Source organism: Sinorhizobium fredii NGR234 (genome assembly GCF_000018545.1).
Classification (GTDB): domain Bacteria; phylum Pseudomonadota; class Alphaproteobacteria; order Rhizobiales; family Rhizobiaceae; genus Sinorhizobium; species Sinorhizobium fredii_A.
The window spans coordinates 831,290-845,910 of the sequence record NC_012587.1; the positions used below are offsets into that span (position 1 = coordinate 831,290).

At 64.5% G+C, this 14,621-nt stretch carries 10 protein-coding genes; 9 read left to right on the top strand and 1 reads right to left on the bottom strand.

Translation table 11 applies throughout. From position 1 onward, the window contains the following. Window positions 1-52 precede the first annotated feature (52 nt). The 9 genes from NGR_RS15195 to NGR_RS15235 all read left to right on the top strand — a co-directional run bounded on the left by NGR_RS15195 (window position 53) and on the right by NGR_RS15235 (window position 11,872). Window positions 53-520, top strand: a complete 468-nt coding sequence (locus NGR_RS15195) for a hypothetical protein (RefSeq protein WP_193377895.1) — start codon at window positions 53-55, stop codon at window positions 518-520. Window positions 521-656: 136 nt separating this feature from the next. Next, window positions 657-1,802: a c-type cytochrome biogenesis protein CcmI gene (gene ccmI, locus NGR_RS15200; RefSeq protein ID WP_012707357.1), complete on the top strand. Its 1,146-nt coding sequence runs from the start codon at window positions 657-659 to the stop codon at window positions 1,800-1,802. Beyond that, entirely contained in the window at window positions 1,799-2,251 is a 453-nt protein-coding gene (gene ccmE / locus NGR_RS15205) for a cytochrome c maturation protein CcmE (RefSeq protein ID WP_012707358.1), read from the top strand. The genes ccmI and ccmE overlap by 4 nt, the downstream gene beginning before the upstream one ends. Next, window positions 2,248-4,236: a heme lyase CcmF/NrfE family subunit gene (locus tag NGR_RS15210; protein WP_012707359.1), complete on the top strand. Its 1,989-nt coding sequence runs from the start codon at window positions 2,248-2,250 to the stop codon at window positions 4,234-4,236. The genes ccmE and NGR_RS15210 overlap by 4 nt, the downstream gene beginning before the upstream one ends. Further along, window positions 4,233-4,688: a cytochrome c-type biogenesis protein gene (locus NGR_RS15215; RefSeq protein WP_012707360.1), complete on the top strand. Its 456-nt coding sequence runs from the start codon at window positions 4,233-4,235 to the stop codon at window positions 4,686-4,688. The genes NGR_RS15210 and NGR_RS15215 overlap by 4 nt, the downstream gene beginning before the upstream one ends. Before the next feature lie 312 nt (window positions 4,689-5,000). After that, window positions 5,001-6,566: a Do family serine endopeptidase gene (locus NGR_RS15220; RefSeq protein WP_012707361.1), complete on the top strand. Its 1,566-nt coding sequence runs from the start codon at window positions 5,001-5,003 to the stop codon at window positions 6,564-6,566. Window positions 6,567-6,746: 180 nt separating this feature from the next. Next, window positions 6,747-7,448, top strand: coding sequence for a response regulator transcription factor (locus NGR_RS15225; protein WP_012707362.1), 702 nt, complete (start codon window positions 6,747-6,749; stop codon window positions 7,446-7,448). Then, the gene (locus tag NGR_RS15230; RefSeq protein WP_012707363.1) at window positions 7,445-8,842 is read left to right on the top strand and encodes a sensor histidine kinase; all 1,398 of its coding nucleotides are present in this window, start codon (window positions 7,445-7,447) and stop codon (window positions 8,840-8,842) included. Before NGR_RS15225 ends, NGR_RS15230 begins: the two co-directional genes overlap by 4 nt. A 72-nt stretch (window positions 8,843-8,914) precedes the next feature. Then, a complete protein-coding gene (locus tag NGR_RS15235) occupies window positions 8,915-11,872 on the top strand; it encodes a bifunctional [glutamine synthetase] adenylyltransferase/[glutamine synthetase]-adenylyl-L-tyrosine phosphorylase (RefSeq protein WP_012707364.1) in 2,958 nt (985 codons plus the stop codon). 53 nt (window positions 11,873-11,925) lie between these two features. On the opposite strand, the gene NGR_RS15240 is transcribed toward NGR_RS15235, so the two are convergent. Beyond that, window positions 11,926-14,253, bottom strand: a complete 2,328-nt coding sequence (locus tag NGR_RS15240; protein ID WP_012707365.1) for an ATP-binding protein — start codon at window positions 14,251-14,253, stop codon at window positions 11,926-11,928. Window positions 14,254-14,621 lie beyond the last annotated feature (368 nt).

Consider the following 14,621-nt stretch of genomic DNA (forward strand, 5'->3'; position numbering starts at 1 on the left):
TCGCCGAGATGCAGACGGCGACCGGTCAATGAGGGTTGAGTTGTCGCGTATCATGAGGATTAACGCAGAAATAGGCCGGTCCGTTGCTCTGGGAGGCAGGATCGTGGTTGTCGCATCGACTGTTGCCCTTGCCGGCTGCGGCACGACCGGCGGCGGCAAAGGCGGGGCGGCCGTCGCGGGACTTGGCGCGGCCGCGGCGGGCGGAGCCTCGTCGGCGGCCTATATCGAGGCCCTGCAGGGCGGCGTCATAGCGCGCCTCGACAATATCGAACTCGGCAAATCCGACCGGCAGCGCGCCCTCGAGGCGGAGTATCGCGCGCTCGAGGCCGCCCCCGGCGGCCAGCCGGTGGCATGGGAAGGGCGCGGTGTGAGCGGCTCGGTTGTCGCCGCCGCCCCCTATCAGGTCGGTTCTCAGAATTGCCGTCAATACAGCCACACGGTCGTCGTGAAGGGTCAGTCATCGACGGCGCGCGGCGCGGCATGCCGCAACGGCGACGGGACCTGGTCGCCATTGACCTGAGGCGAATGCGGCGCCCCGGACCAGCCGTGCCGCCCTTGCGGCCGGCACAGGCCCCCCTTGCGGCGAAACGCCTCAAATCTCCGTCATTTTCGGTTTTCGAGTTGGAAAGCCGGGAACCTCATAGTATTTCGCATCCATGTTGTTCTGGATTCTTGTCGCCATCTTGACGGCGGCTGTTGCAGTCGCGCTCGTCCTCCCGCTGATGCGGGCGGCGTCGCCACTTCCGTCTCCTCACAGCCATGACATCGAGGTCTACCGCGACCAGCTCGACGAACTGGCGAGGGATCGGGAGGCCGGGCTGATCAGCGGCGCAGACGCGGAACTCGCCAGGGCGGAGATCGGGCGCCGCTTGATTGCCGCCAGCGCCGCCGACGCATCTGCCGCGGAAAGTGTTTCCAGGCGGCTCGGCTCGAAGCGCCTGGCGCAGGCGTTCATTCTCCTCTGTCTTCCCGCCGTTGGGCTCTGTCTCTACTTGACGACGGGCAGTCCTGGCGTGCCGGCGCAACCGCTCGCAGCGCGGCTTGCCAATCCCGGAGAAGACATCAGTATCCTGATCGCCAAGGCCGAAAATCATCTGGCCATCAACCCCGACGACGGGGCGGGGTGGGACCTGCTCGCTCCGATCTACATGCGCAGTGGCCGCGTCGACGATGCGGTCGCCGCCTATGATCGCGCAATCCGGCTGCTTGGACCGACCGCGGCCAGGCTCGGCGGCTATGCCGAGACGCTGATCGTGCAATCCGGCGGTCTTGTGACGGCGGCGGCACAGGACGCCCTGAAGAAGGCGCTGGCTCTCGACGCCGATGATCCGCGCTCGGAGTTCTATCTCGCCCTCGGCCTCAAGCAGGAGGGGAAGCGCGGCGATGCGCTAACGGCCTTCCGCAAGCTTGCCGACACGTCGCCTGCCGGGGCGCCGTGGTTGCCGCTGGTCAACCAGCACATCGCCGAGCTTACCGCCGGCGAACCCGGTGTTGGCGGCCAGTCGCTCGGAAATCCGACATCAGAGGATATCGCCGCCGCCGAGGGGATGAGCGCTGGCGATCGTCAGGCAATGATCCGCAGCATGGTCGACGGTCTCGCCGGACGGCTGAAGGAAAATCCCGACAACTTCGAAGGCTGGATGCGGCTGATCCGTGCCTATGTTGTCCTCGATCAAAGAGACAAGGCCCAGGATGCGCTACGGGAGGGACTGCAGGTCTTTCCAGCCGGCGGCGACGAGGGCAAGCAATTGCTGGCCCTCGGCCGCGAACTCGGCATTGATGGCGGCGGAGCGAAACAATGACCCGTAAGCAGAAACGGCTGGCGATCATCGGCGGCGGCGTAGGCTTTCTGACGGCCGCCGTCCTTCTGGTGATGTTCGCCTTCAGCCAGGCTGTCGCCTATTTCTATGTCCCGGGAGACCTTGCAAAGGCCGACCTTGCGCCGGGCACGCGCATCCGCCTTGGCGGGCTGGTAGAAGCGGGTTCGGTGAAACGGGGTGATGGCAAGACTGTCACCTTCAGCGTGACCGATACGCTCGCGGTGGTGCCGGTGACCTATACCGGCATTCTTCCTGACCTCTTTCGCGAGGGCCAGGGTGTCGTGGCGGAGGGCGCCTTCGTCGCCGGCAGCTCGGTTTTCGTTGCCGATACGGTGCTCGCCAAGCATGATGAGACCTACATGCCGAAGGACGTGGCCGACCGCCTGAAAGCGCAGGGCGTCACGCTCGGCGGGAAGGAAAACATTCAATGATCATCGAGCTCGGACACTATGTGCTGGTGCTGGCGCTCGCGACCGCGCTCATCCAGTCGGTGCTGCCGCTCGTCGGCGTGCGGCGCGGTGATCGGGCGCTCGTCGAATTGGCGGGCACTGCCGCAACCGTCTCCTTCCTGCTCGTTGCCTTCTCCTTTGCGGTGCTGACCTTCGCCTATGTGACCTCCGACTTCTCGGTCAGGAACGTCTGGGAGAACTCGCATTCGCTGAAGCCGCTGATCTACAAGATCTCCGGTGTCTGGGGCAATCACGAGGGCTCGATGCTCCTGTGGCTGTTGATCCTCGTCTTCTTTTCCGCCCTCGTGGCAAGCTTCGGCCGCAACCTGCCTGAAACCCTGAAGGCCAACGTTCTGGCGGCCCAGGCCTGGATCGCCGCCGCCTTCACGCTGTTCATCCTGCTGACGTCCAATCCTTTCGCGCGCCTCGTACCGGCCCCGGGCGAAGGCCGGGATCTGAACCCCGTGCTGCAGGACATCGGTCTGGCTATCCATCCGCCGTTGCTCTATCTCGGCTATGTCGGCTTTTCCGTCTGCTTTTCCTTTGCGATCGCCGCGCTGATAGAGGGCCGGATCGATGCGGCCTGGGCGCGTTGGGTCAGGCCCTGGGCCCTGGCAGCCTGGACATGCCTGACGGCGGGTATCGCCATGGGCTCCTACTGGGCCTATTACGAGCTCGGCTGGGGCGGCTGGTGGTTCTGGGATCCAGTCGAGAACGCCTCCTTCATGCCCTGGCTGGCCGGCACGGCGCTATTGCACTCGGCGCTTGTCATGGAAAAGCGCGAGGCATTGAAGATCTGGACCGTGCTGCTGGCGATCCTGACCTTCTCGCTGTCGCTGCTCGGCACGTTCCTGGTGCGCTCCGGCGTGCTGACGTCGGTTCACGCCTTCGCCACCGATCCGACGCGCGGCGTCTTCATCCTGGCGATCCTCGTCGTCTTCATCGGCGGCGCCTTGTCGCTCTTTGCATTCCGCGCCTCGCATCTGAAGTCGGGCGGTCTGTTCGCGCCGATCTCGCGGGAAGGCGCGCTGGTGTTGAACAACCTGATCCTGACGACGGCAACGGCGACCGTGCTGACCGGCACACTCTACCCGCTGGTGCTCGAGGCCCTCACCGGGGACAAGATCTCGGTCGGCGCGCCCTTCTTCAACATGACCTTCGGCCTGTTGATGCTGCCCTTGCTCTTTGCGGTTCCCTTCGGGCCGCTGCTGGCATGGAAGCGCGGCGATCTCGCTGCGGCCGCCCAACGTCTCTTCGTCGCCGTGGGCGCGGGTCTGCTTTTCGCTGCCGCCGTCTACTATGCCAGGAACGGCGGGCCGGTTCTCGCCGCCCTCGGAATCGGGCTCGGCGTCTATCTGATCCTCGGCGCCATCACCGATGCCGCGCTTCGCTCCGGCCTCGGCAAGGTGGCGGCAAGCGTTGCCTGGCGGCGGTTCCTGGGCCTGCCGCGCTCGGCCTTCGGCACGGCGCTCGCCCATATCGGCCTTGGTATTACGCTGATCGGCATCGTCGCCGTGACGGCCTACGAGACGGAGACCGTCGTCGAGATGAAGCCTGGAATGCTCGTCGACGCCGGCGGCTACAGCTTGCGTTTCGATGGCATGCGCCAGGGGCGCGGACCGAACTATACCGAGGAGAGCGGTCACTTCACCGTCAGCCGTGGCGGCGTGAAGGTGACCGAGATCTGGTCGTCCAAGCGCCTCTATTCGGCGCGCCGGATGCCGACGACGGAGGCCGGCATCAGGACCTTCGGCCTCAGCCAGCTCTATGTTTCGCTGGGCGACGAGATGACCGACGGCGGGATCGTGGTGCGTATCTGGTGGAAGCCGCTGATCCTCTGCATCTGGGGCGGCGCTCTCGTCATGATGGCGGGCGGCATGGTTTCCTTGAGCGATCGGCGCTTGCGGGTGGGTGCCCCGTCGCGCGCCGTCCGGGCGGCGCGGCTTGCCGCGGGGGCCGCGGAATGATCCGGCTCCTGGTCGCGCTGTTCCTTTCAGTCCTTTCCGTCGCGCCGGCCCTTGCGGTCAACCCGGACGAGGTGCTTGCCGATCCGGCGCTCGAAGCACGGGCGCGGGCGATCTCGGCTGAGCTTCGCTGCATGGTTTGCCAGAACCAGTCGATCGACGATTCCAACGCCGAACTCGCCAAGGATCTCCGTTTGCTCGTGCGCGAACGCCTGAAGAGCGGTGATTCCGACGAGGCGGTGATCGCCTATGTCGTCTCGCGCTATGGTGAGTTCGTGCTGCTCAATCCCCGTTTCGAGGCCAAGACGCTGGTTCTCTGGGGCATGCCCGTCCTCCTGCTCGTCCTTGGCGCGCTCACCCTGGTCGTCGCCGCGCGCCGGCGTGACGCGCGGCCGGCGGGCGCACCGCTTTCCGACGACGAAAAGGAAAAACTGGACAAGCTGCTCGGGCCGTAAGGTTACGGCGCCCTCCTCGGAAACGCCTGAAAATTCAAGGAGATGAAGGGCTGCTTGGCTGCCGAGTCGAGCAGACCCGTAGATAGAGTACGACCGTCTTCCGCCCGCTCCGTCGAAACATTACCAAAAATTCATCTTCCGGACAGAACCCAGTAAGGTCCCATCCGTTACACCTTGCGTCATCGGCTGTTCCTCCAGTCACAGCCAAACGAGCGGGTTCCGGGCGGTTCGCCCGGATACCTCGCTGGTGGTCAAGTTTCGAAGCTGTCCGCCGCTCGGCGGCGGCTTCATGCAAGAGAGAAGGCAAAACGCATGTCCATGATCAAAACTCCGCGTCCCTCGCTGAAGACCGTTCTGAAGACCTCCACGGTCGCCGGTCTTGCCGCCGTCATGCTGACGACAGGCCTGCCGGCGCAGATCACCCAGTCCTTCGCCGAGGCCGTCAAGGTGCAGGCGCCTTCCGTTCCGAGTTTCGCCAACGTTGTCGACGCCGTTTCCCCGGCCGTCGTTTCCGTTCGCGTCCAGGCACGGGAACAGGCGTCCAATGACGAAAGCAACTTCACCTTCGATTTCGGTGGCCGCGGTTTTGAAGACCTGCCTGACGACCACCCGTTGAAGCGTTTCTTCCGTGAATTCGGCGGTCCCGATTCCCGGGACGGCGATCGGGCCGATCGCTGGCGTGATCGGCGCGGTCCGCGTGGGGAAGGTCGCCTGCGCCCGAGAGCCCAGGGCTCCGGCTTCTTCATCACCGAGGATGGCTACCTCGTCACCAACAACCACGTCGTCTCCGATGGCTCCGCCTTCACGGTCATCATGAATGACGGAACGGAGCTCGATGCCAAGCTTGTCGGCAAGGACAGCCGCACCGATCTTGCCGTTCTCAAGGTCGATTCGGCCAACCGCAAGTTCACCCATGTCAGCTTCGCCGACGACAAGAATGTCAGGGTCGGCGACTGGGTGGTCGCGGTCGGCAATCCCTTCGGTCTCGGCGGCACCGTGACGGCGGGTATCGTCTCGGCACGCGGCCGCGACATCGGCTCCGGCCCCTATGACGATTATCTGCAGGTCGACGCGGCGGTGAACCGCGGCAATTCCGGTGGCCCGACGTTCAATCTCTCCGGCGAGGTCGTCGGCATCAACACGGCGATCTTCTCGCCGTCGGGCGGCAATGTCGGCATCGCCTTCGCAATTCCTGCTTCGGTGGCGAAGGATGTCGTCGACTCCCTGATCAAGGACGGTTCCGTTTCGCGTGGCTGGCTCGGCGTTCAGATCCAGCCCGTAACGAAGGACATCGCCGAGTCGCTCGGCCTTTCGGAAGCGAGCGGTGCCCTGGTCGTCGAGCCGCAGGCGGGTTCGCCCGGCGAGAAGGCCGGCATCAAGAAGGGCGACATCGTGACCGCGCTCAACGGCGAGCCGGTCAAGGATCCGCGCGATCTGGCACGCCGGGTAGCGACGATGCGTCCGGGAGCGACCGCCGATGTCACCCTCTGGCGTGACGGCAAGTCTCAGAGCGTCAAGCTCGAGATCGGCACGCTGCCGGAGGAAGCCAAGGCGACCACGCCGGACACGAGCGACGAGCAGACCGACCAGGGTCAGGCCGGCGAAGAGGCCTTGGCCGATCTCGGCCTGGCGGTCACCCCTTCGGAAGACGGCGCGGGCGTCACTATTGCCTCCGTTGATCCGGACTCAGACGCTGCCGATCGCGGCCTGAAGGAAGGCGAGAAGATCGTCTCCGTCAACAATCAGGAAGTGAAGTCGGCGGACGACATCCTCAAGGTGATCAACAACGCCAAGAAGGATGGCCGCAGCAAGGCGCTCTTCCAAATCCAGGCCGATGAGGGCAGCCGTTTCGTCGCGCTGCCGATCGCGCAGAGCTGAGAGCGGCTATAGCAAATCACCGGGAGCGGGTGTGCGCCAAGAGCTTTACTGCCCGCATCCCGGCCGACGACCAGGCGCCGCGACATCTTCCGATATCGCGGCGTTTTCTATTCCGGCCGAATCCTGCATTCGGCCAATGCGAACCCCGAAACCGGTTGAGACGAACAGAGGTCCGGGACTATGGTCACCCGTATGAAGATTCTGATTGTTGAAGATGATCTCGAGGCGGCCGCCTATCTTGCGAAGGCGTTCCGCGAAGCGGGCATCGTGTCCGACCACGCCAGCGACGGCGAGAGCGGCTTGTTCATGGCGAGCGAAAACGCCTATGACGCGCTCGTCGTGGACCGCATGTTGCCGCGCCGGGACGGTCTGTCGCTGATCAGCGAATTGAGGCGCAGGGGCATCCATACGCCGGTGCTCATCCTCTCGGCCCTCGGCCAGGTGGACGACCGGGTGACCGGCCTTCGCGCCGGCGGCGACGACTACCTCCCCAAACCCTATGCTTTCAGCGAGCTCCTGGCGCGCGTCGAAGTGCTCGGCCGGCGCAAGGGCACGCCCGACCAGGACATGGTCTATCGCGTCGGCGACCTCGAACTGGACCGGCTCGCCCATTCGGTCCGCCGACAGGGCAAGGAAATCCCGCTGCAGCCCCGCGAGTTCCGGCTGCTCGAATATCTGATGAAGAATGCCGGGCAGGTCGTGACCAGAACCATGCTGCTCGAAAACGTGTGGGATTATCATTTCGACCCGCAGACCAACGTGATCGACGTGCATGTGTCGCGCTTGCGCTCCAAGATCGAGAAGGATTTCGAACCGCCGCTGCTGAGGACCGTTCGCGGCGCCGGCTACATGATCAAGGACGACCGGATCGCCGAGGCATGAGCAAATTCGGCGTTCTGTTCAGGACGACCGCGGTCCGGCTCTCCGCGCTCTATCTCGTCCTCTTCTCCCTCTGCGCCGTCTTCCTCGTCTTCTACGTCACCGGCATGTCCGAGCGTCTGCTGCAGCAGCAGACGCGTGAAGCGATAGCCGTCGAAGCGGCCCAGATCGAGGACATTTACGAGCGTGCCGGCGTCAACGGCATGCTTCGCTCGCTGGAGCGTCGGGCGCGCCAGCCGGGCGCCAACCTCTACGTCATAGCCGGACCGAGCGGGGAAATCCTTGCCGGCAACGTCGCCGGTCTCGAGCCGGGTTTGCTGGACGACGAAGGCTGGAAGTCTGAGCCGTTCCGCTACCGGCGCTTCACCGATGAAAACCGCGCCGACAATCACGTCGCGCTCGCCCAGGTGCTCGTTCTGGACAACGGCCTCAGAATCCTCGTTGGGCGCGATCTCCAGGAACCGGAAAAGTTTCGTGTTCTGGTGCGCCAGGCGCTCGTCGTGGCGCTCGGTATCATGGGGCTCGGCGCGCTGGTCATCTGGTTCGGCATCGGCCGCAATGCCCTGAGGCGCATCGACCGGATGTCGGAGGCCAGCACCAAGATCATGGCCGGAGATCTTTCGCAGCGGCTGCCGACGAGCGGTTCGGGTGACGAGTTCGATCGCCTGTCGGAATCGCTGAACGCCATGCTGGGTCGGATCGAGAAGCTGAACGAGGGTCTGAAGCAGGTCTCCGACAACATCGCCCACGACCTCAAGACGCCGCTGACACGGCTGCGCAACAAGGCCGAAGCGGCGCTCGCCAGCAAGGAAGGCGGCAACCAAAACGGCGCGCTCGAGGAAATCATCGGTGAATCCGACCAGCTGATCCGTACCTTCAATGCGCTTTTGATGATTTCACGTGTCGAGGCGGGCTCTGCCGTCGCCGAGATGAGCGAGGTCGATTTGTCCGGCATCGTTGGCGATTGCGCGGAGCTTTACGAGCCCGCCGCCGAGGAAAACGCTCTCCGCCTCGAAGCGGATATTCAACCCGGCGTGGTCATTTCCGGCAACCGCGAGCTGATCGGCCAGGCGCTCGGAAACCTGATCGACAACGCGATCAAATATGCGGAAGGAGCGGAAAATCCGCTTCTTCGGGTCGAGATGAAGAAGGGCGGTGGCAATGCTGTCCTGACGGTCGCCGATCACGGTCCGGGCGTCCCCGACACCATGCGCGGCGAAGTGGTCAAGCGCTTCGTCCGGCTGGACGAAAGCCGCTCGAAGCCCGGCACCGGCCTCGGTCTTTCGCTTGTCGAGGCCGTGATGGAAATGCACCATGGCTCGTTGCATCTCTCGGCGACGGAACCGGATGGTAGGGGGCTGACGGTGCGCATGGTTTTCCCGGCCGGAGCGACCTGATACATCCGTTGCGACAAGGATTGGTTGGTCAAGGGTATTGCCGACGATCCGCAGGGGAGGAGGAGGAGTCCGATGGTGGACGCGACCGAGAAGCGCTTGTCCGATATCGAGGCAGTGACGATCCGCCCGGCAAGCCAGGCCGACGCAAAGGTTGCTCTTTCCGTGCTCAAGGATATGGCGAAAGGGCACGAGCCGATCGCGAAGCTCCTGGCGTCCGATACGCCGCTCAAGCACTTTATCCTCGCCGCTTTCGCGCTCTCGCCGTTTCTGCGCGATACGGCCGCCAGCAGCCCCGCCATTCTCGAGGCACTGCTGAGCGAGAGCCTGCCTGGATTTCTGCGGAGCCGGATCGATGCGGCGCGGCTGGCATGGCAGGGCGAGGCGGCAGGCCGAGCCCTGCCGGATGCGGAGATCATGTCGCGGCTGCGGCGGGCAAGGCGCGAGGTTGCCTTTGCCGTCGCGCTGGCCGATCTCTCCCGGCTGTTCGATGGCCGCGAAACGACGCGTTGGCTGAGCGACTTCGCCGGTGCCGCCGTGTCGGCGGCCATCGACCATCTGCTGCTCGGCGCCCATGAAAGCGGCAAGTTCGTGCTGCCGGATTCCTCGGCGCCAAGTGTCGGCTCGGGCGTTGTCGTGCTCGGCATGGGCAAGCTCGGCGCCTGCGAACTCAACTATTCCTCCGACATCGACCTGGTGATTTTCTATGATCCGCAGTCCGGTATCCTCGTCGGTCGGGACGAGGCGACGGAGACTTTTGCCCGGCTCCTGCGACGGCTGATCCGCATCCTGCAGGAGCGGACTGGTGACGGCTATGTGTTCCGCACCGACCTGCGCCTGCGGCCCGATCCCGGTTCGACTCCGCTCGCCATCCCGGTCGATGCGGCGATGCTCTATTATGAAAGCAGGGGGCAGAACTGGGAGCGGGCGGCTTTCATCAAGGCGCGGCCGATTGCCGGCGACCTCATGGCCGGCGAACGTTTCCTCAAGGAACTGACGCCCTTCGTCTTCCGAAAATATCTGGATTATGCGGCAATCGCCGATATTCACTCGATCAAGCGGCAGATCCACGCGCATAAGGGCCACGGCGAAATCGCCGTGAAGGGGCACAACGTCAAGCTCGGCCGGGGCGGCATCCGCGAGATCGAGTTTTTCGTGCAGACCCAGCAACTCATTGCCGGCGGCCGGACGCCCGCGCTCCGGCTGCGCGAAACCGAGGCGATGCTTAACGTGCTCGCCGAAACCGGCTGGATCGATCGCGCGACGGCGCACGAACTGGTCGACGCCTATTGGTTCCTTCGCGACGTCGAACACCGCATCCAGATGGTGCATGACGAGCAGACCCACCTCATGCCCGAAAGCGAGGCGGAGCTGAGGCGGATCGCCTCAATGCTCGGTTTCGAAGATACGGCGTCGTTCGCCAGGGAGTTTTCCCGCGTGCTGCGAACGGTCGAGCGGCGCTATGCACAGCTTTTCGAACAGGAGGCAAGGCTCTCGGCCGAGACGGGAAATCTGGTTTTCACCGGCCAGCAAGATGACCCGGATACGCTCGATACCCTGAAGAGGCTGGGCTTCCAGCGTCCCTCCGACATCGCCCGCATCATCCGCACCTGGCATTACGGGCGCTATCGGGCGACCCAATCCGTCGAGGCCCGCGAACGCCTGACGGAATTGACGCCGGAGCTTCTGCGCGTCTTCGGCGAAAGCCGGCGCGCCGACGAGGCGCTGCTGCGCTTCGACCAGTTCCTCTCCGGCCTGCCGGCCGGCATCCAGCTCTTCTCGCTGCTCGGCAGCAATCCGGGGCTGTTGTCGCTGATCGTCAATATCATGTCCTCGGCGCCGCGTCTGGCGGATATCATCGCCGCCAGGCCGCATGTCTTCGACGGCATGCTTGACCCGGGCCTTCTCGCCGAACTGCCGACGAGGGACTATCTGGCGCCGCGGATCGCCAATTTTGTCGCCGGCGCCCACCACTATGAGGAGGTGCTGGATCGCCTGCGCATCATCGCCGCCGAGCAACGCTTCCTGATCGGCATCCGGTTGCTGACCGGATCGATCTCCGGCCTGCAGGCGGGAAGGGCCTTCACCGATCTCGCCGACCTGATCATTGCCGCCGCGCTCGACGCCGTTCTGGAAGAGGTCCGCTCGGCGCATGGCCGTTTTCCTGGGGGCCGCGTCGCCGTCGTCGGCATGGGAAAGCTCGGCAGCCACGAACTGACGGCCGGATCCGACGTCGACCTCATCCTGCTCTACGACTATGACAGCGATGCCCACGAATCCGATGGTGCCAAGCCGCTCGACGCGACACGCTATTTCACGCGTGTGACGCAGCGGCTGATCGCCGCGCTTTCCGCGCCGACCGCCGAGGGCATCCTCTACAATGTCGACATGCGGCTCAGGCCCTCGGGCAACAAGGGGCCGGTCGCGACGCGCATCACCGCCTTCGCCAAATATCAGCGCGAGGAGGCCTGGACCTGGGAGCATCTGGCGCTGACGCGTGCCCGATGCATCTGCGGCGACGAAAGCCTGATCGGCGAGGCGGAAGCGATCTTCGCCGAGGTGCTTTCCCAGAAGCGCGATATCGCCAAGATCCGCAAGGACGTCGAGGAGATGCGCGATCTTATCGACAGGGAGAAGCCGCCGAGCGATATCTGGGATTTCAAGCTGATCCCCGGCGGCCTCGTCGACATCGAGTTCATCGCCCAATATCTGACGCTGGTGGCGCCGGCAAAAGGCGAGGCACCGCCGCCTGCCGGAACCCATACGATGGAGGTGCTGAAGGGGCTCGGCGCCACCTTGATGGATGCGAACGATCTCGACACGGCGGTCGAGGCGCTGGCGCTCTTTGCGGAGGTCTCGCAGATCGTCCGGCTTTGCATCGACGGCGATTTCGACCCGAAGGACGCGCCTGCCGGCCTCGTCGATCTCGTCTGCCGGGCGGGGGACTATCCGGATCTAAAGCATCTCGAGGCGGACATACGCCGCTTCTCCAAGGCGGTGCGCCGCATCTTCCAGTCGGTTCTCGCGGCCTGATCCGGAAGGCTCTAAGGTCGCTGTAGCGCTTTGAATGCTGCCGCCGCTGCTGCTCAAGCGAGGTCGGGAATTCGCACCGAGATGATCGTGCCGACCTTTTCGGCCGAGTGGATCTTCATCCGTCCGCCATGGAGCCGGGTCAGCGACCGGGAGATGGCGAGCCCCAATCCTGAACCGCCCTTGCTCTTGGCATACTGGCTCTGCACCTGCTCGAAGGGATGGCCGATCTTCTGCAGCGCGTACCTCGGGATGCCGATGCCGGAATCGGCGATCGTCAGGGTCACTGCGCCGCGAACCTTGCGGGCCCGGAGCGAAATGCGCCCGCCCTCATTGGTGAACTTCACCGCGTTGGAAAGCAGGTTGAGAAGCACCTGCTTCATGGCACGCCGGTCGGCGAACATCGTCAGGCCCGAGGATATCTCCTGGACGACGCGGATATTCTTCTGTTCGGCCGGAATTGTGGTGAAGCGAAGCGTTTCCTCGATCAGCGGCGCGAGATCGATCCTCTCGCGCGTGATACGCATGTGACCGGCCTCGATTTTCGACATGTCGAGTATGTCGTTGATGACGTTGAGCAGATGTTTGCCGCTTTCGTGGATGTCGCGCGAGTACTCGTCGTACTTCTCCGAGCCGAGCGGACCGAACATCTGGTTCTGCAGGATTTCCGAAAAGCCGAGAATGGCGTTGAGCGGCGTGCGCAGCTCATGCGACATGTTGGCGAGGAACTCGGATTTTGCCCGGTTTGCCGCCTCGGCCCGCTCCTTCTCCGCCTGGTAGTTGGCATTGGCGACGGAAAGCTCGGCCTTCTGCCGCTCGAGCGTGATGCGCGAAGCCGAAAGATCGCCGATCGTCGCCATCAGCCGCCGTTCGGATTCGCGCAGTCGCACCTGGTGCCGCTTGAGCAGTGTGATATCCGTCCCGACCGAGACAAGGCCGCCGTCGCGGGTGCGCCGGTCATTGATCTGCAGCCAGCGCTCGTCGGCGAGCTGCACCTCGCTCGTCTGCGAGTGATTGCTGCGGTCCGGATCGGCGACGCGCCGCTCGACGACGGGCCTGGCCGCCGCGGCATGGACGACGGCGCGTTCGGTGCCCGGCACGAGGACGTGATCCGGCAGTTGATAGGCCTGCTGGTAGTGGGTGTTGCACATGACCAGCCGGTCGTGCTTGTCCCACAGCACGAAGGCTTCCGAGGTGCACTCGATCGCATCCGTCAGGCGCTGGTCTGCTTCGGCGTAGCGCTGGGCGAGCCGATGCTGCTCGGTGACGTCCATGGCGATGCCGATGAGGTGGGTCTTGCCCGAAACCGTGCGGATGACCTGGGCGCGCGCCCGAAGCCAGACGTAGTGACCATCGGCATGGCGCATGCGGAACACCTGGTCGATCTGCCGTTCGCTGCCCTTGGCGATCGCCCGTGCCACCCGGTAGACGCCGCGGTCCTCCGGGTGCATGAGCCGCGCTGCGTCGCCGAACGACAGCACGCTGCTGTCGCCCGGCATGCCGAGCATCTCGTACATCGAGCGAGACCAGAACAGGCGCCGATTGGCGAGATCGAAATCCCAAAGCCCGCAGCGGCCGCGCGACAGCGCGGTTTCGACGCGCAGGTTCGACTCCGCGAAGACGGAATCGGCGTCCCGGGCGCGCTTTGCCTGGATGTAGTAGGCGTAGAGGACGACGAGCAGGATTGCCGAGATGCCGGCAAACAGCGTCACGTTGAGCGAGACATCGTCGCGCCAGGCGGCTTCGAACTGGGCGACCGGCGTTGCCGCCAGAACGACGCCTGCGGAAGCCGGGACCTGCATCAGGGCCACCAGGTGTTCGACGCCGTCGATCGTCGCCCGTATCGCGCCGGAGCCTTCCCCGCAATATTGCAGCGAAGCGATGTCGGGCGCGATCGAGGTGAGGGTGCGTCCGATGAAGTGAGCCCCGTCCTGGGTGCTCGCGAAGATGCGACCGTCGCGGCGAACCGTCAGCAGGAACATGCCGGTGTCGAGGAGTTCGGCGGGCAGATATTCAGCGAGCCGGCGTTCGGTTTCCCAGCGCTGCCCATCGGCGAAGAGTTCCGAGCCGTCTGCCTGGAAAGCCGCCGTCGCGGCTGTTGCCGCCAGGCTGACGGTCCGACGCGAACTGGCTTCCATTCGGGCATGCTCGTCCATGATGCCCGACATGCGAGACAGGGCCACGATCAGCAGGAAGGCGATGATGAGGACGGGGATTGAACGCTTGAGAACGGGCTCGGCCCGCGCGAGCCGGCGCGATGCCGGTTCGGCAAAGCGTCTAGCCCTGTCGATGAGCTCCCGTTCCAGGCCTGAAAAGCCTGGAGACTTGAGTCGCAACCGCCCGTCGGCTGCGCTTCCCCGTCGCGCGTCCGCCATCTTTCCCAATCTCTGCCATCCTCGAGAGCGTCCCGCATTTGAATGCGAAAGGGACGCTGTGATCCTCTTAACCGAGGCGCCGTCGGAATTCGGGACGCTTCAGTGATTCGGTGCGCCGCTCGCCCGAATATGACTCAATGAATCACAGGGCGATTCGCCTTGTCTAGAGGCAGAGGTAAAGATTTGTTAACCAATTTTCATCGTTGGAAAGTCATAGCACCGACGTGTCGCGCGCCGGTTCAGAGGCCTCAGTACACGTCGCCAGCCTGCTGCGCCTCGTCGGTTGCGGTACGGCAGGGCCTCTCCTCGGCCCTCATTCCTGTGACAAGCACAGGGATGAGGGCGAAAGGCATTCGATCGGCTACAATTTCAGGCGG

What these genes read in the sequence shown, in the direction of transcription:
- NGR_RS15225 (WP_012707362.1), top strand. Translation starts at nt 6,747, where the DNA reads ATGGTCACCCGTATGAAGATTCTGATTGTTGAAGATGATCTCGAGGCG.
- ccmI (WP_012707357.1), top strand. Translation starts at nt 657, where the DNA reads ATGTTGTTCTGGATTCTTGTCGCCATCTTGACGGCGGCTGTTGCAGTC.
- NGR_RS15220 (WP_012707361.1), top strand. Translation starts at nt 5,001, where the DNA reads ATGTCCATGATCAAAACTCCGCGTCCCTCGCTGAAGACCGTTCTGAAG.
- NGR_RS15195 (WP_193377895.1), top strand. Translation starts at nt 53, where the DNA reads ATGAGGATTAACGCAGAAATAGGCCGGTCCGTTGCTCTGGGAGGCAGG.
- NGR_RS15210 (WP_012707359.1), top strand. Translation starts at nt 2,248, where the DNA reads ATGATCATCGAGCTCGGACACTATGTGCTGGTGCTGGCGCTCGCGACC.
- ccmE (WP_012707358.1), top strand. Translation starts at nt 1,799, where the DNA reads ATGACCCGTAAGCAGAAACGGCTGGCGATCATCGGCGGCGGCGTAGGC.
- NGR_RS15230 (WP_012707363.1), top strand. Translation starts at nt 7,445, where the DNA reads ATGAGCAAATTCGGCGTTCTGTTCAGGACGACCGCGGTCCGGCTCTCC.
- NGR_RS15215 (WP_012707360.1), top strand. Translation starts at nt 4,233, where the DNA reads ATGATCCGGCTCCTGGTCGCGCTGTTCCTTTCAGTCCTTTCCGTCGCG.
- NGR_RS15235 (WP_012707364.1), top strand. Translation starts at nt 8,915, where the DNA reads ATGGTGGACGCGACCGAGAAGCGCTTGTCCGATATCGAGGCAGTGACG.